Annotated in this window: 16 protein-coding genes and 2 pseudogenes; 3 read left to right on the forward strand and 15 right to left on the reverse strand. The window is 40.0% G+C overall.

Annotation, left to right across the window (positions count from 1 at the left end; translation table 11 throughout):
- Positions 1–149 precede the first annotated feature (149 nt).
- Complete coding sequence (locus tag F952_RS14180) at positions 150–1,106, reverse strand: LysR family transcriptional regulator (RefSeq protein WP_004929129.1); 957 nt, start codon at positions 1,104–1,106, stop codon at positions 150–152.
- Between the two features lie 89 nt (positions 1,107–1,195).
- Here F952_RS14180 and F952_RS14185 point away from each other — a divergent pair, with 89 nt between their 5' ends.
- Positions 1,196–1,837, forward strand: a complete 642-nt coding sequence (locus tag F952_RS14185; RefSeq protein WP_004929130.1) for a LysE family translocator — start codon at positions 1,196–1,198, stop codon at positions 1,835–1,837.
- A gap of 145 nt (positions 1,838–1,982) precedes the next feature.
- The gene (locus F952_RS14190) at positions 1,983–2,687 is read left to right on the forward strand and encodes a tetratricopeptide repeat protein (RefSeq protein ID WP_026056968.1); all 705 of its coding nucleotides are present in this window, start codon (positions 1,983–1,985) and stop codon (positions 2,685–2,687) included.
- 75 nt (positions 2,688–2,762) lie between these two features.
- On the opposite strand, the pseudogene F952_RS14195 reads toward F952_RS14190, so the two are convergent.
- Both F952_RS14195 and F952_RS14200 read right to left on the reverse strand, forming a co-directional pair.
- A pseudogene (locus tag F952_RS14195) lies at positions 2,763–3,654 on the reverse strand (DMT family transporter).
- A 202-nt stretch (positions 3,655–3,856) separates the two neighbouring features.
- Positions 3,857–4,726 (reverse strand): alpha/beta fold hydrolase, encoded by an 870-nt coding sequence (locus F952_RS14200; protein ID WP_004929135.1) that lies wholly within the window; start codon positions 4,724–4,726, stop codon positions 3,857–3,859.
- A 363-nt stretch (positions 4,727–5,089) separates the two neighbouring features.
- On the opposite strand from F952_RS14200, the gene F952_RS14205 reads away from it, so the two are divergent.
- On the forward strand, positions 5,090–5,257 hold the full coding sequence (locus F952_RS14205) for a hypothetical protein (protein WP_227499408.1): 168 nt from the start codon (positions 5,090–5,092) through the stop codon (positions 5,255–5,257).
- On the opposite strand, the gene F952_RS14210 is transcribed toward F952_RS14205, so the two are convergent.
- From F952_RS14210 to F952_RS14255, 12 genes and pseudogenes are all read right to left on the reverse strand, one after another.
- A complete protein-coding gene (locus tag F952_RS14210; protein ID WP_004929142.1) occupies positions 5,241–5,384 on the reverse strand; it encodes a hypothetical protein in 144 nt (47 codons plus the stop codon). The genes F952_RS14205 and F952_RS14210 overlap by 17 nt on opposite strands.
- 491 nt (positions 5,385–5,875) lie before the next feature.
- Positions 5,876–6,019 carry a zinc ribbon-containing protein gene (locus F952_RS16780; RefSeq protein ID WP_004929145.1) on the reverse strand — a complete coding sequence of 48 codons (144 nt, stop codon included), beginning with the start codon at positions 6,017–6,019 and terminating at the stop codon, positions 5,876–5,878.
- A gap of 345 nt (positions 6,020–6,364) precedes the next feature.
- The gene (locus tag F952_RS14215; protein ID WP_004929148.1) at positions 6,365–6,844 is read right to left on the reverse strand and encodes a DUF2569 domain-containing protein; all 480 of its coding nucleotides are present in this window, start codon (positions 6,842–6,844) and stop codon (positions 6,365–6,367) included.
- A 101-nt stretch (positions 6,845–6,945) separates the two neighbouring features.
- A pseudogene (locus F952_RS17215) lies at positions 6,946–7,029 on the reverse strand (hypothetical protein); the annotation flags it as partial.
- A 210-nt stretch (positions 7,030–7,239) separates the two neighbouring features.
- The gene (locus tag F952_RS14220) at positions 7,240–8,076 is read right to left on the reverse strand and encodes an AbiJ-NTD4 domain-containing protein (protein ID WP_004929151.1); all 837 of its coding nucleotides are present in this window, start codon (positions 8,074–8,076) and stop codon (positions 7,240–7,242) included.
- 29 nt (positions 8,077–8,105) lie between these two features.
- Positions 8,106–8,324: a hypothetical protein gene (locus F952_RS14225; protein WP_026056967.1), complete on the reverse strand. Its 219-nt coding sequence runs from the start codon at positions 8,322–8,324 to the stop codon at positions 8,106–8,108.
- 78 nt (positions 8,325–8,402) lie between these two features.
- Complete coding sequence (gene acnD, locus F952_RS14230) at positions 8,403–11,036, reverse strand: Fe/S-dependent 2-methylisocitrate dehydratase AcnD (protein WP_004929156.1); 2,634 nt, start codon at positions 11,034–11,036, stop codon at positions 8,403–8,405.
- Positions 11,036–12,193 (reverse strand): bifunctional 2-methylcitrate synthase/citrate synthase, encoded by a 1,158-nt coding sequence (prpC, locus tag F952_RS14235; protein ID WP_004929159.1) that lies wholly within the window; start codon positions 12,191–12,193, stop codon positions 11,036–11,038. Before prpC ends, acnD begins: the two co-directional genes overlap by 1 nt.
- A gap of 216 nt (positions 12,194–12,409) precedes the next feature.
- Positions 12,410–13,294, reverse strand: coding sequence for a methylisocitrate lyase (gene prpB, locus F952_RS14240; protein ID WP_004929161.1), 885 nt, complete (start codon positions 13,292–13,294; stop codon positions 12,410–12,412).
- Positions 13,295–13,317: 23 nt separating this feature from the next.
- On the reverse strand, positions 13,318–13,998 hold the full coding sequence (locus tag F952_RS14245; RefSeq protein ID WP_004929164.1) for a GntR family transcriptional regulator: 681 nt from the start codon (positions 13,996–13,998) through the stop codon (positions 13,318–13,320).
- Positions 13,999–14,552: 554 nt separating this feature from the next.
- Positions 14,553–15,893, reverse strand: coding sequence for an MATE family efflux transporter (locus F952_RS14250; protein ID WP_004929168.1), 1,341 nt, complete (start codon positions 15,891–15,893; stop codon positions 14,553–14,555).
- Between the two features lie 39 nt (positions 15,894–15,932).
- Positions 15,933–17,054, reverse strand: coding sequence for a siderophore-interacting protein (locus F952_RS14255; RefSeq protein WP_004929172.1), 1,122 nt, complete (start codon positions 17,052–17,054; stop codon positions 15,933–15,935).
- Positions 17,055–17,101: the final 47 nt, after the last annotated feature.

Raw genomic sequence — 17,101 nt, forward strand, 5'->3', positions numbered from 1 at the left:
TTTGTACTCTATTCAGTTGAACAAACCATTTTTTTCATTCAACCATTTTTACTGTCTAAAATAGAAAGTTTAATTATCACGATCTTTCATCAAGAAATAATGTTGTTATCGGCGTATTTTTGTATCGGTATTATCATTAAGATCGTCATTTAATATCTGCTTTTATCTCCCTGAAAAAACGATGATAAATTTGGCTCCTGTGCCAGTTTTTCTGCCAAAAATTGAATCAATACACTGAGCTTAGGAGGTAAATGCCGAGTGGGTGGATAAAGCAACCATGCATCGCCACTATAATAAGTTTTGAAGTACCAGTCTGGCAAAACCTGAATCAAATCTCCAGACTCAAGCGCATGACGAGCCACGAAATATGGCAAACTGGCAATACCAAGATGCTTGAGTGCAGCATCCAGACGGATTCCAGTATGATTGGCCGAATAGCGTCCTTTCACAGCAACTGTAATGCTTTTACTGCCCTGCTGGAATTTCCATTTTGAATCACTTGGTTGCTCACCTAAATAGATACACGCATGTTGTTTTAAATCATGTGGATGCTCTGGAGTTCCATGCATAGCAAGATATTCAGGCGTAGCACAGAGCAAATGCCCTATTTCAATTAGCCGTCTCCCCATTAAACCGCCTGGAGGCTGATCTGTAATCCTGATCGCCAAATCAACGCCATCATCAATAAAATCAACATAACGATCTTCTAATAACATCTGTACATCAATTTTAGGATAACGCTGCAAAAACTCAGGCATGTGAGGATGAATCATAAAATGCCCAACCGCTTTAGGCACACTCATCCGCACGGTACCTTGAGGTTCTGCATGAAACTGCCCTGAACTTTGCATAACTGCCTGTGCAGCATTGACCATATCCAGACAGTTTTCATAAATCTGCTGTCCACTTTCGCTTAAACGTAATTTTCGGGTTGTACGTTGTAATAACCGTGTTCCAAGTGCTTTTTCGAGTCTGGAAATGGCTCGGCTCACTGCCGATGGTGTGCTTCCCATCTGACGTGATGTTTCTGAAAAACTACCTGTTTCGACAACTTTCACAAAAATCGCCATTTCCTGTAAAAGATGAATACCTTGATTTGTGCTCATGACGCAAAAATGATTTGATTTTTTACTAGATTATCACCATTGCATTACTTTCTTAAACTATTGGAAGAATTATTGTTAGGGCTGAATCGATGCTTGCTCAATACTGGCCAGAGTTTTTAAGTTTGGCAATTGTCCATTTTCTTGCGGTCATTTTACCTGGACCAGACTTTGCGATTACGGTTCGACAAAGCATGCGTTATGGTCATGTCATTGGATGTCTTACTGCATTGGGCATTGGTCTGGGCATTTCTGTACATGTACTGTATACCCTGATTGGTATCGGGTTATTTATTCAAAAACATGAATGGCTGATGTTTGGTTTTAAAATTGCAGGTGCAGCTTACTTGTGCTATCTGGGGTGGACACTTTTAAAAAGCCAGGGTTCAGCTCAACCTGCGATGTGGGAAGAAGACATAATGCCAAAAGATTCCATAAGTAAATTCAAGGCATTGAGTACAGGATTTATGACCAATGCACTGAATCCCAAAGCGACTGTTTTTTTTCTTGCAATTTTTACCAGTTTGGTCAGTGCACAAACCCCATTAAAAATTCAAATTTTCTATGGTGTCTGGATGTGTATGGTCAATGCAGTATGGTTCATATTGGTCAGTTTGCTTTTTTCTCAAAGCAGGATTCGTCAGGCATTTTTAAAGAAAGAATCTTTGATTGAACGAAGCATTGGAGTAGTGTTACTCGGAATGGCCTGCAAATTAGTTTTTACTTCAATCTGATAGCAGTAATCCCAATTCTATAAGTTGATCTAAGTACTTTAATCCTCTCTTGGATCGCCTGATCCAGTGGTTTTGTTGACCGAACGATCATTGAGTTTGCAAGAATTTATCTCTAGAGTTAAATGCATTGCAGATCATTGTGACCATCATTATGCGCAAAAGAATGTTTCCAATTACACTGATCATATCTCTAAGCATTGGGTTGATCAGCTTTCAAACTTACGCCGAGCCTACCCTCAGCGACATCAAACAAATGGCGGCACAAGGCAAATCTACGGCACAATATCATCTTGGCATGATGTATTTAAGTGGTGAACAAGGCGTCACCAAAGATACAACTCAGGCGCTTAAATGGCTCACGCTTGCCGATCAAAATGGTAGCGTAGGTGCTAAATATAGCTTGGGTTTGATGTATATGACAGGAACGGGGGTATCTCAAAATCAATCCACTGCATTTGAATGGTTCAGTAAAGCTGCAAAGTTTGGACATGCTCAAGCACAATATACCGTCGGACGCATGTACAGTGAAGGTGTAGGCGTTGAAAAAAATATGCCTCAAGCATTTGAATGGATTCAAAAAGCAGCGTTGCAGGGTTATCCTCCTGCGGAATTTAGTCTGGGCTTAATGTACAACGATGGCCGTGGTGTTGCCCAGAATAAACAGCAAGCCATCAAGTGGTATACTCAAGCCGCAGAACATCAGCAAAGTAATGCTCAATATAACCTTGGCATCATGTATCTGAACGGCGAAGGGACTTCTAAAAACCCACCTCTAGCCAAAAAATGGTTACAACGCGCTGCCAATGCAGGCGATCAAGATGCAAAAGATGTATTAAAAGGATTAAAATGACATGCACTGAATCAAGATAATATGTCGGATCTAGTGATCTGCTGTCAGCCGAGTTATCCATGTACTTGTTTCAGTTTAAGCCCAAATCACCATAATCGCGGCAACGATAACAAGCCATAAGCCTAGATGATCTGTTTTTGCCAGTTTTTCTTTAAAGAAAAATGCCGAAATGAGTAAGCTAAATAAAATTTCAACCTGCCCTAGGGTCTTTACAATCGCGACGGTTTGCATACTCATGGCACTAAACCAGCCTAATGATGCCAGAAAACTACACACGCTGACCTTGAAGGTCAGGCCAATTCTCTGCCACATATGGTATAGGGTATGTCGACTAAAAAGCCCAAGATACAACAGCATGATCACGCATTGAAAACTGATCAGACTGCACAGTACCCATGCTGCCCGATGTAAAAATGGCAACATGCCAAGTTCTAAACTGGCTTCACGCACCAGTAATGATGTAATGGCAAAGCAAAGACCACTTCCCAAACCAATTATCAAAGTTTTAAATGAAAGCTCACTGTGCTGGCGACCTTTACTCAGTAAAAATACCGCGACCGCACCAATTGAAACCCCGACCCAGCCCCATGCCGTTAAATGCTCTTGTAAAAATAACACCCCGACCAAAGCTGCCAAAATGGCTTCACTTTTGGCAAGCCCTACACCAATGGCATAATTTTTCTGCTGAAACAGTTTAACCATCAACGCGGTGGCATAAATCTGACTAATACCCGCAATCACAATATACAGCCAAAATTTGTGAGAAAAACTGACATGCACCGTAACAGGTTGCTGGCTATACAAAAAAGCCAGATAGCTAAATGCAAATATAGGAGAGAATAAAAATCGCGCTAAGGTGGTCCCATAGATATCGACGCTTGTACTCAATTGCTTTTGAAATGCATTACGCCATGCCTGCATAAATAAATGCCGCCATCAGCGTAAATAAAATCCAGATGATCGTCATAGAGCGATACGCAAATCAAAAAAACAGTGTAATTTACTGGATTATGCAAAAATTTTCGAGCATCATTTAAACGTTTTGAGTCAAATCACGAAAGTCACTCATTTCCAAATTTAATTCGTTTCACAAAAAAACCTGCCACTTAGAGCAGGTTGATGAGATTGAAATGAAAGTCTAAAACGAAGAAATGGCTAGAACATCACCATTAAAAACGATCTAGCGAGTGAGTAGCGCCCAAGAAATCAAGTAAATCCTGTGCGACACGTACTTGTTGAGTCGCTAGCACACCATGTGGCTCTCCTTCATATTCAATGAGAATTGCACTTGGAATTGCTTTTTTCACAGCGTGTGCAGTGATACCAATTGGAACGGTTTTATCCGCTGTGCCATGAATGACCAATACGGGTACAGTAAACGCAGCCAAATCAGGTCTAAAATCGGTATAGGCAAATGCTCTGACACAATCGACTGTGGCTTTCAGGCTGGCCTGCATTGCGACTTGCGTATTCCATTTTATAAACTCATCACTGACCGCATGGCTTAATAAGCTGACACCGTAAAAATCTTTAAAGAAATCATTAAAGAATTTAGGGCGTTCATCGAGAATACCTTCAATCATACCCTGAAAAACGGAACCGTCTACGCCTTCTGGATGATCATCGGTTTTTAATAAAAATGGCACCACAGACGAAATTAATGCCACTTGTTTAATGTCTTTGGCTTGGTAACGGCTTAAATAACGTGCAATTTCACCACCGCCCATCGAGAAACCAACTAAGGTTACATTGCTGAGTTGTTTGTCTTCAATCACGCCGCGCAAATCATCTGCAAAAGTATCGTAGTCATAGCCAGACCAGGTCTGTTCTGAACGACCAAAACCACGTCGATCATAACTAATCACCCGATAACCCGCCTCTACCAATTTAATGGCAATCCAATCCCAGCTATCTGATGACAATGGCCAACCATGAATAAGCACAACTGGTTCACCTTGTCCCCAGTCTTTCACATATAACTTTGCCTTATTTTTTGTGTTTTCTAATGTTGTCTTGTATTCATTTTCATAAAGTGACATATATTTTCCTTGGAATAAGATCAAGCATGGGTCTATCAATCTAAAACCGAATCGTCATTTCAAGTGAAGGTTTAATGTTTAGATTTTATACAGCACGTGAGCCTTTGTAAGTATTCCGTGAATCAAAAAAATGATAATCCCCAAAACTTAAACTTCATATCAGGCTAAATGCCTAACAATTTGCGCTTTATCGTGAGAAAGTTTATGTATCTATATTTAAATAAAATTACATATTTAAAGGAAAACCAACGTTTTGTTGCGCGAGCACATTATTTGTATAACAGCTTGGTTCTATTTGAGCATTTTGATCAATGATAACTTAGCTGCATCATTAATAAGAACAGAACACTCATGAAAACTGAAATGACCAAACAACTTCCCTCTATTATGGCGATGTGGACTTTTTTAAATGAAAACTTGCATTTCAAACTTTCTAAATTTGAGTTTGTTGAAGGTGGCATCAAGGTTATTTACTTTACCAACCAAGCTTTAGAGTCGACTCATGTAGAATCGCCTAAAAGATTTTCCTAAGCTGTCGGTTACGTTTGATTAATCCTAAAATTCGTTTGCGCTCCTGAATTTCAATTTCTTCGACATTCAGGAGTTGTTCTAATGCTTGGATGTCTAGTCCACTGTTTTCAATAAGAATAGCATCCATTTCTACAGTCCAAGTAATTTGCGAAACAAACTTTGCTTGCTTAAAGTGATTTCTCATGAATACGCTAAATTTCTCATCAAAGTAAGTTTTAATTTTATCCTGATTTAAAAAATCATATGAATCTTATTTGTAGTCATACTCTTAAAATGTACACGTTAGAAGATTCATGAGATGGCTTGTTGTACGTTTTGACGTACATTGTTTTAAGGATTTTGCGGCTTGGCGCTGATCACGTTTTTTCTTATGATGAACTCATACAGGAACAGGACGTTCCAAAACATAAAACAAAAATCATAAGTTTAAGCATCAGGATGTGAGGTACGACAGGAGTTATACCTAGCAATGAAATACGAAAAAAGCCCAACAGGATGTTGGGCTTTTTTTATGCTTGATGAGTAACTTTATTTGTTATTTAAATTTTTAGGCATAAAAAATCCCGTCGGATGACAGGAATTTTCAAACCAGCGGATAGCTGTTTTGTCGTGTGCGGCTTAGGCAAGCTTACTGTTAAATTGCTTGCCAAGGCATTTGGTACACGGAGGTAAACGATCTGTACCAATTTCTAAGTAAACGCGATGTCCGCATTGGACACAAAAATAGAAGCCTGTTCCAGGTTTTTCGCCAGCAGTAACCATTTTTGTTCTCCATAGATTTTAGAAATGGTATATATACTATAGCGTGATACTTTTGATTATATATTGACCTTTCTGACAAACGGTCATGATTTAATAGCGAAGTGCAGCTTTGTACGTTTTGACGTACATTGTTTTAGGGATTTTGCGGATTGGTAGCTTGCTGCTCTAGGTCTATTCTAAAGTCATACAGGAACAGGATGTTCCGAAACATAAAACAACAACAATAAGTTTAAGCATCAGGACGTGAGGCACGACAGGAGTTATACCTAGTAACGAAATACGAAAAAAGCCCAACAGGATGTTGGGGTTTTTTTTATATTAATTACAGTAGATTTTATAAAATCTTTATTTTTCTACAAAATTTACTTTTACTCTTTTTGAAAACATCATATATGGAATCCAAATCATTCCATAAAAAATACTTCTCATAAGCTCACTAGCAGTATCGCTATCAAAAATCTCTTCATTCGGTAAAATTAATTTTATTAATGATGCATCTATAAGAATAAAAATTATCATTGCAATACAAACTGATATAAAGACTTTAGGAAAAAGATAATGTTTCTTAAAGAATAAGTATAATAAAACAAAGGAAGTTAAGACAAAAATTGTATTAACTGTAATCTCCCCTAAAATATAATATATCCAAAGTGGATGATAATATACAGAGTCAACTGAAGTTAATGAATTAAATATCCCCTCTGAAAACATAGGATAGTAAGTCTGGTAACCCGTTACGATCAGCCTAATAGGAGAAACAATTAAACCAAATCCAACTAATGTCAGCCACCCACCCAATCCTTTTAACTTATTAATATCATCCATCGTAATTATTAAGTCTTAAGTATAAATATTAGTTATATTATATTGAGATTAATTTTTCAATAAACAAGCCACTTGATCATCTAAAATTCTTACGCAAAACGCTATAATACACCGCACGCTTCATATACCGAGACTTCTTCTCTATCTAAATGGCAAGTTACAGGCACTTCCAAAATTTCATTTTTTACGATTTATCTTACACAGATTTAGGGATTTAGCGGATTGGCGACACACCTCTTTTTTCCTATTATGAACTCATACAGGAACAGGATGTTCCAGAACACAAAACAACAATAATAGGTTCATGCATCAGGAACGTGAGATACGACAGGAGTCATATCTAGCAAGCCAATAAGAAAAAAGCCCGACTTAATGTTGGGCTTTTCTTTATATTCTTATTTTTCACTCATCTTTCCAATTACATAATTTATAAATGCGCTACAAGAAACAAGCATGTATTTAGCATCACTATAGCTAATTGTAGGTTCATCCAAAAGTGCATGTCTAATGCCTTCTGAATCACTTGTATATCCATATAGATTTGCCAGTGCTTTCTTAAAAGCGGGATGCAAAGAATGACTTTTTTCAATACTATTTAACGATGCTCCTAATGTAGCTTTAGGATCGTCTGATAAAACTACACACAAAGCTTCTACTGCGCTAATAGATTCTTTAACCGAATTTCTATAGTCAGGCTTTTTTCTATCTGTTAATAAGCTCAATGCGGCCTTTAAATGTATTTTTGTACCTGAAAATTTATTAGAAGAGTTAATTGCTGTTTCAATTGACTCAATCTCTTGTTCATCTGTTATGTCTGTTAATTGCTCATCAACAAATCTATATGCTGACAGTTCTTTTTCAAGAATATTATTCACAAATTTAATAAAATTATCCTGAAGATGAATTGGACAATTTTGGGCAGTAAACTCTATAAAATCATACAATTCAAACCATGAGTAAGCGAAAAATCTTTTTCTAATTGCTTCTTTAGCAATATCAAAATCTAGAGGCATATCATCTAGAGGAAGTTTAAAAAAATTATGCCAATAACTTACAAGTAGAGTAAATAAATTCGATGTTCTAAATGTTTTACTGTAATGATAACCATCATATTCTGCCCAAATCGTTAAATGTAAGGCATTCCATAAACCATTTTTTAAATCATCATCTATAGATTCTCTCTGGATTTCGATTCTTATTGGACTAAGACCTTTTCTTTTCGAAAATAACATTCTTTTTACCCCAGATTATTTTTATATCCTTAATCGTATAAGTTTTTTACATTTCTCATAATATAAGAATTTAGTCCATTACCACTCTTAGCTAATATTTTCATTTTTTCGACATGAAGCTGACCTGCTTTATAATAGCTGTACTGATAAATTTTAATGGTTTTATCAAACTTTACCCTTATATATGTATCACCAATTTCATATGAAAAAACGCCAGAATCACCATCTAAATCTAAATATCTTTCCACTATTATTCTCAATAAAAAAGACCCCATCATCAAGATAGGGCTATTTTGAATAATTTTCAATCAATTATAGACTAAATATCAAGCCACTTGGCCTTCTAAAAAGTCCTGTGCAAAACGCTGTAACACCCCACCCGCCTCATATACAGACACTTCTTCTTCGGTATCTAAACGGCAAGTCACAGGCACTTCCAGAATCTCGTCTTTACCATCCGCTGTAGCACGCTCAATCACCAAAGTTAACGTCGAACGCGGTGCAATATTCCCAATCACGCTATATAGCTCAGTACCATCGAGTTTTAAGGTTTTACGGTTGACACCTGCTTTAAACTCAAGCGGTAACACGCCCATACCTACAAGGTTAGTACGGTGAATACGCTCAAAGCCTTCGGCTACAATGGCTTCTACACCGGCAAGGCGTACACCTTTTGCAGCCCAGTCACGACTAGACCCCTGACCATAATCTGCACCCGCAACAATGATCAACGGTTGCTTACGGTTCATGTAGGTTTCAATGGCTTCCCACATCCGCATCACTTCGCCTTCTGGCTCGACGCGCGCTTTTGAACCTTGCTTAATGGTACCGTCGGAGCGTACCACCATTTCATTAAACAATTTCGGGTTGGCGAAAGTGGCACGTTGTGCGGTTAAGTGGTCACCGCGGTGGGTTGCATAAGAGTTGAAGTCTTCTTCTGGTACGCCCATTTTATGCAAGTATTCACCTGCTGCCGAATCCATCATAATCGCATTTGAAGGTGATAAATGGTCAGTGGTGATGTTATCTCCTAAAATCGCCAGTGGACGCATATTGGTCAAAGTGCGTGGTGCAGCCAGCGCGCCTTCCCAATATGGCGGACGGCGAATATAGGTACTTTGTGGGCGCCAGTTGTATAGTGGGCTTTCGGCCTGTTCAACCTCACCCAGATCAAACATGGGAATATACACTTTACGGAACTGTTCAGGCTTCACCGCTTCTTTGACCAGTGCATCTATTTCGGCATCGGATGGCCAGATGTCTTTGAGGTAAATGGCTTTGCCGTTTTGATCGGTGCCGAGTGCATCTTTTTCGATGTCAAAACGAATAGTGCCGGCAATTGCATATGCCACAACAAGTGGTGGAGATGCCAAAAAGGCCTGCTTTGCATATGGATGAATACGCCCGTCGAAGTTACGGTTGCCCGAAAGTACAGCCGTTGCATACAAATCACGGTCGATAATTTCTTGCTGAATGGCAGGATCAAGCGCGCCAGACATCCCATTACACGTGGTACAGGCATAGGCCACAATACCAAAACCGAGTTGTTCTAAGTCTTTAAGTACGCCCGCTTCTTCTAGGTAAAGCGCTGCCGCCTTTGACCCCGGTGCAAAAGAAGATTTTACCCAAGGCTTACGAACTAAACCTAACTCGTTGGCCTTACGTGCGAGTAGCCCTGCGGCCACGGTATTACGTGGGTTTGAGGTATTGGTACAAGAGGTAATCGCCGCAATGATGACGGCGCCATCTGGCATCAAGCCTTCTGCTTCTTGTGCTTTGGCTGCATCTAAGTTGCCAGCAATGCCTTTTGCTGCCAAGTCGGCGGTTGAAACACGGGCATGCGGATTAGATGGGCCTGCAATGTTGCGTGTAACAGTGGATAAATCAAAACGCAGTACGCGCGGGTACTCGGCTTGAGTCATTTCAGATGCCCAAAGACCGATTTCTTTTGCATATTGCTCAACCAATACCACTTGAGCATCTTCACGGCCTGTCAGGCGCAAATAGTCGATGGTGTTCTGGTCGATATAAAACATGGCTGCGGTGGCGCCATATTCTGGTGTCATGTTTGAAATGGTGGCACGGTCACCCACCGACATGCTGTCGGCTCCCTCGCCAAAAAACTCCAGATATGCCCCGACCACGCGTTCTTTTCGTAAAAATTCAGTTAAAGCCAGTACGATATCGGTCGCGGTAATGCCGGCCTGACGCTGCCCGACCAGCTCGACGCCAATGATATCGGGCAAACGCATCCAAGAAGCACGGCCCAGCATCACGTTCTCTGCTTCTAAGCCACCGACACCTATCGAAATAACACCCAATGCATCGGTATGCGGAGTATGTGAATCGGTGCCGACACAGGTATCTGGATAAGCTACACCATCACGTGCCTGAACTACTGGCGACATTTTTTCCAGATTGATCTGGTGCATGATGCCGTTTCCGGCAGGAATGACATCGACATTTTTAAATGCCGTTTTGGTCCATTCGATAAAATGAAAACGGTCTTCGTTACGACGGTCTTCAATCGCGCGGTTTTTCTCAAAGGCATCGGGATCGAATCCGCCATATTCGACCGCAAGCGAATGGTCGACAATCAGTTGTGTCGGCACCACTGGATTCACTTTAGACGGATCGCCACCTTTATCTGCAATGGCATCCCGTAGGCCCGCAAGATCAACCAGCGCGGTTTGACCTAAAATATCATGACAGACCACACGCGCCGGATACCAAGGAAAATCTAGATCCTGACGACGTTCGATCAACTGCTTTAAATAATCAGTCAGATGCGCAGGATCTGCTTTACGAACCAACTGCTCGGCCAGCACTTTTGAGGTATAAGGCAATGTCTGGTAAGCGCCAGGCAGAATATCTTCAACGGCTTGACGCACGTCGTAATAGTCCAGCGGGGTATCGCCAAGTGCAGCATTCGGCAACGTTTTACGATATGGATTTGACATTAGCCACGCTCCGCCAACGGTTTAAATTCGAGATTTTCTGGGCCGGTATAGTTCGCACTTGGACGAATAATCTTGCCGTCTTGACGCTGCTCAATCACGTGCGCCGACCACCCTGCGGTACGTGCAATCACGAACAATGGTGTAAACATGGCTGTTGGCACACCCATCAGGTGGTAACTTACCGCACTAAACCAGTCGAGGTTTGGAAACATGTTTTTTACTTCTTTCATCACGGCTTCCAAACGCTCCGCGATCAAATACATCTTGGTGTTTTGCTGGGACTGCGCCAAATCGTAGGCCACTTTTTTAATCACTTCATTACGCGGGTCGGATACGGTATAAACCGGATGACCAAATCCGATCACCACTTCTTTCTTCTCTACACGGCTTCGAATGTCTGCCTCAGCTTCGTCTGCATTGTCATAACGTTGCTGAATCACAAAGGCCACTTCATTGGCACCGCCGTGTTTAGGGCCACGCAGTGCGCCAATTCCACCGGTAATGGCCGAGTACATATCTGAACCTGTACCGGCGACTACGCGTGAGGTAAAGGTAGATGCATTAAACTCGTGCTCTGCATACAAAATGAGTGAGGTGTGCATAGCCTGAATCCATTCTTCAGATGGTTTTTCGCCATGCAACAAGTGCAGGAAATGCGCTGCGATTGAGTCGTCGTCGGTTTCGACCTCAATACGGCGCCCATTGTTGCTAAAGTGATACCAGTACAGCAGCATCGAACCGAGGCTGGCCATAAGTTTATCGGCAATGTCTTTTGCGCCAGCTTCGTTATGGTCTTCATGTTCTGGGGTTAAACAGCCCAATACCGACACGCCCGTACGCATCACATCCATGGGGTGAGCAGACGGCGGAAGTTGTTCAAGTGCTGTTTTGAGTGCTGCCGGTAAGCCACGAAGTGCCTTTAATTTGGCTTTATACGCTTTAAGCTCAGCTTGATTTGGTAATTTGCCATGTACCAGCAAGTGTGCCACTTCTTCAAACTGGCTGCCTACAGCGAGATCTAAAATGTCATAGCCACGATAATGCAAGTCGTTACCGCTACGGCCAACGGTACAGAGTGCGGTGTTGCCTGCCACTTGTCCGCTAAGTGCAACTGATTTTTTTGGTTTAAAGCCTGTTGTTGTTTCATTTGAGCTCATAAGATTGTCCTTTCCTATCGATCTGAATTTATTTATTAGGTACGATGGAGTCGTACCATTTTCACTTCTTATTTCGAGATTAACCACTTCGCCTTGCGCCTCGTCAGAGCTTTAATCTCTTTGATAGCAATGCAAGGCCGTCCAATGTAGCTGCATCCATGCCGCCCTCACGATGGCCAAGACCATCGTTTCCGCTTATTTTCAAAGAGGGCTTATTTATTTCTTTTTCGCAAATGCATTGTCTAAATAGTCTTCAAACGCATAGTAATTAATGCGCTCATATAGCTCTTTACGCGTTTGCATGATGTCGACCACATTCTTTTGTGTGCCTTCTTTACGTAAGGTTTCATAGACTGTTTCGGCTGCCTTGTTCATGGCACGAAATGCTGAGAGTGGATACAAAGCAAGGCTTACATCGGCAGAGGCCAGTTCATCGGTGGTAAATAGTGGCGTAGAACCAAACTCGGTAATATTGGCCAAAATGGGTGCGCCAGTCGCCTGTGCAAATTGCTTATACATTGCAAGCTCGGTAATGGCTTCTGGAAATAGCATGTCTGCACCAGCTTCGATATACGCGCCTGCACGGTCAATTGCAGCTTGCAAACCATCGACAGCCAATGCATCGGTACGTGCCATAATCACAAAATTTTCATCGGTACGCGCATCAACCGCCGCTTTAATCCGATCGACCATTTCTTCTTGGCTCACAATGGCTTTGTTTGGACGATGACCACAACGCTTGGCACCGACCTGATCTTCAATGTGCATGGCAGCAGCACCAAATTTAATCAGCGATTTAGTAGTACGGGCAATATTAAATGCTGAAGCGCCAAAGCCTGTATCGGCATCGACCAGCAAAGGCAAATCGCATACATCCGTAATACGGCGCACATCGATCAATACATCATCTAAATTGCTAATGCCTAAATCGGGTAAACCAAGCGAACCCGCCGCAACCCCACCACCCGACAAATAAATGGCTTTATAGCCTGCACGTTTGGCCAATAAGGCATGGTTGGCATTGATGGCACCCACCACCTGTAATGGGCGTTCACTGGCGACCGCGTCTCTAAATTTCTGTCCTGCTGATACTGTAGACATGTGCTGGTTTCTCTCCCTGTCAATTAAATAAAATGTTGTTCGATGTTGCGATACGATGCTGCGATATGCCTGCGCATCAGAAGTTCTGCCAGTTCAGTATCTCCTTCGGCAATCGCGTTTAAAATATGTAGATGTTCAGACAGTGCCCTGTGCGGACGATTCGGGGTTTTGGAATACTGCACCCGATACATTCGAATTAAATGATACAGTTCATCGCAGAGCATTTTTTCCAAGGTTTTGTTGCCACAATTTTTAATAATGCAGTAATGAAAATCGTCTTGGCCCTCTTGTAAATAGTAGCCCTTACCTTCTTTAAAATCGGGATCTTGCGCGTGCAGATGCAATACGTCACGCAAATTTAAGATTTGCTGTTTGTCGATGCTTTGCGCAGCTAGTCGGCAAGCCAGACCTTCTAGGTTTTCACGAATTTGATACAGCTCTCGCAATTGCTGATGTGATAGCGATACCACCCGCGCGCCCACATGTGCGGTGCGCTCGACCAGTTTTTGTCCTTCTAGCCGATGAATGGCTTCTCGCAACGGCCCACGGCTGATGCCATAAACACGTGCCAATTCTGGCTCCGAAATTTTACTGCCCGCTGCGATTTCACCACTGACAATCGCCGATTGAATTTTTTTAAAAATCTGATCGGTCAGGGTTTCTTGTGTACTTGCGCGCGCGGCTGGCTCAAGAAGTTCGGTCATGATGATGTCAACAATTACGAGGATGCTGTTGTTAAAATACGCACAGATATCGAAAATTGCAACCACATTGTCGACAATATAAAAACCAGTTAGTTCAAAAAAAATGGCCTTTATTTTTTACAACATTGAAATATATAAAAATTATATAAAAACAAGTATAAAATTTTTAAGGCTAGATATAAGTTGAATAGGCATAATTGTTGACAATATCGTATAACACAGAAATTTTTCCAGCTGTAACTGAATCAAAGATATGTTCTTAATTTAAATTGTTTTTGTTGTATAAAGCTATCATCACAAATGATATATGCAACTCATGGGTACGTGGTAATTTAGTTAAACAAATTAGGCAAAATGCGCGGATTAATACCATTTATATCACTGGCACTAATATCACAAAATACTGCTAACAAATTTTCGGTTAGTTAGATGGCTTCATACTGCAATTCCACCTAGAAAAAACCCCAAATTTAATGAGGGTTTAATGGGTTAATCACTAAATTGTTAAAAGCTATTGGTAAAACTCAGTCTTAATGTACTCCTGTGAATGCTTTTCAACTCCGTTTATTCATTATTCCCGTTACATGACAATAACTTTGAATAGTTAATAAAACAGCAGCTAAGCTAATGCCACAAGTCAATACAATCCAGATGACATCCACATTGGCACGCACTTGCAACCACCCTTGTACCCCCATTAAATAACTTAATGGAATAATTACAAACCAATAGCAAAATAAAATAATAAACAAGGGTTGCATAAATTGATGTAAACCACGTAAGACACCAGAAGCTACCGTTTGTATTGCATCAAAAATTAAAAATATCGCCACATATGACATTAGACCAACAGCAACATTTAAGACTTCAGCATCTTGAGTAAATAAGCTTACAATGTGTTGTGCAAAACCTATCAAAATTCCTGCCATCAAAAAACTATAGATCAGGGTCAACACAACTACACATAAACTTGTAGATATTTTTCCTTGGTGATGATTGGTCGCAGAAAAATAAGCAATTCTAATTGTTGTTGCACTACTTATTGCAATCGGAATCATGATGATCAGCATAGCAATATTAATTACAATTTGATGCGCTGCAATTGCTTTTGCACCAAGCTGTGAAGCAAAAAATGCCAGTGTTGCCAATGCTAAAATTTGCAGAATTAAAGTAATTCCTATAGGTAAGCCTTGCTTTAACAAACCTAAACTTTCTTTAAAACCAACTTGAATGCGTTTAATTTTAAGTTCAGGAATTGCTTTTGAAACAAACTGATACATACAAAAACAAGCAATATAAGCACTCATAGCTGTGGCTAAACCTGTTCCCGCTCCCCCCATTTCTGGAATAAATCCAATTCCATTAACCAACACCAAACACAATGATGCATCGCAAACAAGTAAAATCGCATATGTCAGGATAATTGGTTTTAGTAAACTATGACCTTCGCTAACGAAGCGAAATAGTGTCATATAAACTAAACCTGGTACACCAAAAGCAACAAAGTGCAGATACTGTTTGGCAATCTGTGCCACTTGCTGATCGCCAATGAGCCAAGGACACAAAAATGCTAATAATTGAATTAATATAAATCCAAAAATCGAAAGTAAAAAAGCAACTCTTTTTCCTTGTTGAATAAGTACTCCAATCTCCTGAGAACTGTGTTGTTGCATGGCAGAAATTTTAGGTACCAATACATATAAAATTCCTGTAAATAAAATGAATACAGGCGTCCACATATTACTTCCTAATCCAATTCCAGCTAAATCAATATAATAATACCGACCTGCCACCATAGTATTAATCACCCCTAGAGATGCCTGACAAATTTGAATCAGAATCAATGGAAGTGCCAATTTCAAAATTGGGAATAAGATGTCTTTTAAAATATTCATCGTAGATCTACAAGTATTTAGTCTTTAGGTTCCTGTGGATTAATGGGCTTTTTGAAGTCGCCAATATCCCTTGATATGATTGTTTTTACCCTGTAACTTTCTTTCATTACGAAAATAATGACGGATTTTTTTAGCTACATTATTTTCTAATGCACCCCAAACATTATCCAAGTGTTCAAACTCATTTAGAATCTCAATGATTTCTATACTCTGATTTTCTAAAGAACCCACAATATTTTTGATGATAGAATTTTCTGGGAAATCATAATTTTTAAAATAATCAAGATCGCTTTCATTTGCACAAAGCAAAATAACTAATGGAGGGTGTGGGTTACTCCAAAAATCTAAAATTCCAGCTAAAGCTGGATAAGCTGTTTCATCTGCTATTAATACTGCTGCGCCATTCTGGAGATGATCATGTTTGTCGTCTGTTTCTGTACGGCTTGAAATAAGTGAACCTACATTGAGTTGTTGTACCCATTGACTACCAAGACTGTTTCCGTGAGTAAAGATGTCTACATAACCATAATTTAAAGCGTCTTGACCCTCATGACCAAAAGATTGTCTTAACGTATATAAGCGAATATCCTTGTTCATATTTTCCATCAATTTTTGTCTTTTCTGAGCAGATAAATGTTTCATTACCCATAGAAAACCACGATCAACAATATTCTTTAAAACACTGCTTTTATTTGAACTGCTTATATTGATTTCGGGTGCTTTTTCTAATACCTTTAAAATAAAGCCATATGCATATCCAGCATAATATTGAGGTAATGCAATCTGACTTTTAATGGTTAATCGCGTAATATTTTGGCTTACTTGAGATTTCTCAATGACCTCAAAAAACTGTTTGGCATTATTACTAAATTCTATTTTTTGTTTGGCAAATGAATTATAGGCCAAATAAAGAATTTGCTCTTCAAGATCACCTTTTAATTCAAATTGAATAAATAAATCTTGTTTTGCTACTGAAAAAGGGTCTTGCGTATGTAACAAAATACCTTCTTCATAAATATCGACAATTACAGCATCATCAATCGCATTATTTTTACCATAAGTTTGAGCAATGATCAGTAACTCTTTATGATGATCCTGATTCACATGATCCATGATATCAAGCTTACGATCTTGATCTTTAATCGTGGTGAAGTGTTTCATAAAGCCGCCTAAATTTCTTAGATAAAACAAATGAAAGAGAATAAATA

The sequence above is a fragment of the Acinetobacter baylyi DSM 14961 = CIP 107474 genome, assembly GCF_000368685.1.
In the GTDB taxonomy this organism is placed as follows: Bacteria; Pseudomonadota; Gammaproteobacteria; order Pseudomonadales; family Moraxellaceae; genus Acinetobacter; species Acinetobacter baylyi.

Bases quoted from the DNA above. Each gene is read 5' to 3' on its own strand.
- F952_RS14180 (WP_004929129.1), bottom strand. From the start codon at position 1,106: ATGAGCACAAATCAAGGTATTCATCTTTTACAGGAAATGGCGATTTTT.
- F952_RS14185 (WP_004929130.1), top strand. From the start codon at position 1,196: ATGCTTGCTCAATACTGGCCAGAGTTTTTAAGTTTGGCAATTGTCCAT.
- F952_RS14200 (WP_004929135.1), bottom strand. From the start codon at position 4,726: ATGTCACTTTATGAAAATGAATACAAGACAACATTAGAAAACACAAAA.
- F952_RS14205 (WP_227499408.1), top strand. From the start codon at position 5,090: ATGACCAAACAACTTCCCTCTATTATGGCGATGTGGACTTTTTTAAAT.
- F952_RS14210 (WP_004929142.1), bottom strand. From the start codon at position 5,384: ATGGATGCTATTCTTATTGAAAACAGTGGACTAGACATCCAAGCATTA.
- F952_RS16780 (WP_004929145.1), bottom strand. From the start codon at position 6,019: ATGGTTACTGCTGGCGAAAAACCTGGAACAGGCTTCTATTTTTGTGTC.
- F952_RS14215 (WP_004929148.1), bottom strand. From the start codon at position 6,844: ATGGATGATATTAATAAGTTAAAAGGATTGGGTGGGTGGCTGACATTA.
- F952_RS14220 (WP_004929151.1), bottom strand. From the start codon at position 8,076: ATGTTATTTTCGAAAAGAAAAGGTCTTAGTCCAATAAGAATCGAAATC.
- acnD (WP_004929156.1), bottom strand. From the start codon at position 11,036: ATGTCAAATCCATATCGTAAAACGTTGCCGAATGCTGCACTTGGCGAT.
- prpC (WP_004929159.1), bottom strand. From the start codon at position 12,193: ATGAGCTCAAATGAAACAACAACAGGCTTTAAACCAAAAAAATCAGTT.
- prpB (WP_004929161.1), bottom strand. From the start codon at position 13,294: ATGTCTACAGTATCAGCAGGACAGAAATTTAGAGACGCGGTCGCCAGT.
- F952_RS14245 (WP_004929164.1), bottom strand. From the start codon at position 13,998: ATGACCGAACTTCTTGAGCCAGCCGCGCGCGCAAGTACACAAGAAACC.
- F952_RS14250 (WP_004929168.1), bottom strand. From the start codon at position 15,893: ATGAATATTTTAAAAGACATCTTATTCCCAATTTTGAAATTGGCACTT.
- F952_RS14255 (WP_004929172.1), bottom strand. From the start codon at position 17,054: ATGAAACACTTCACCACGATTAAAGATCAAGATCGTAAGCTTGATATC.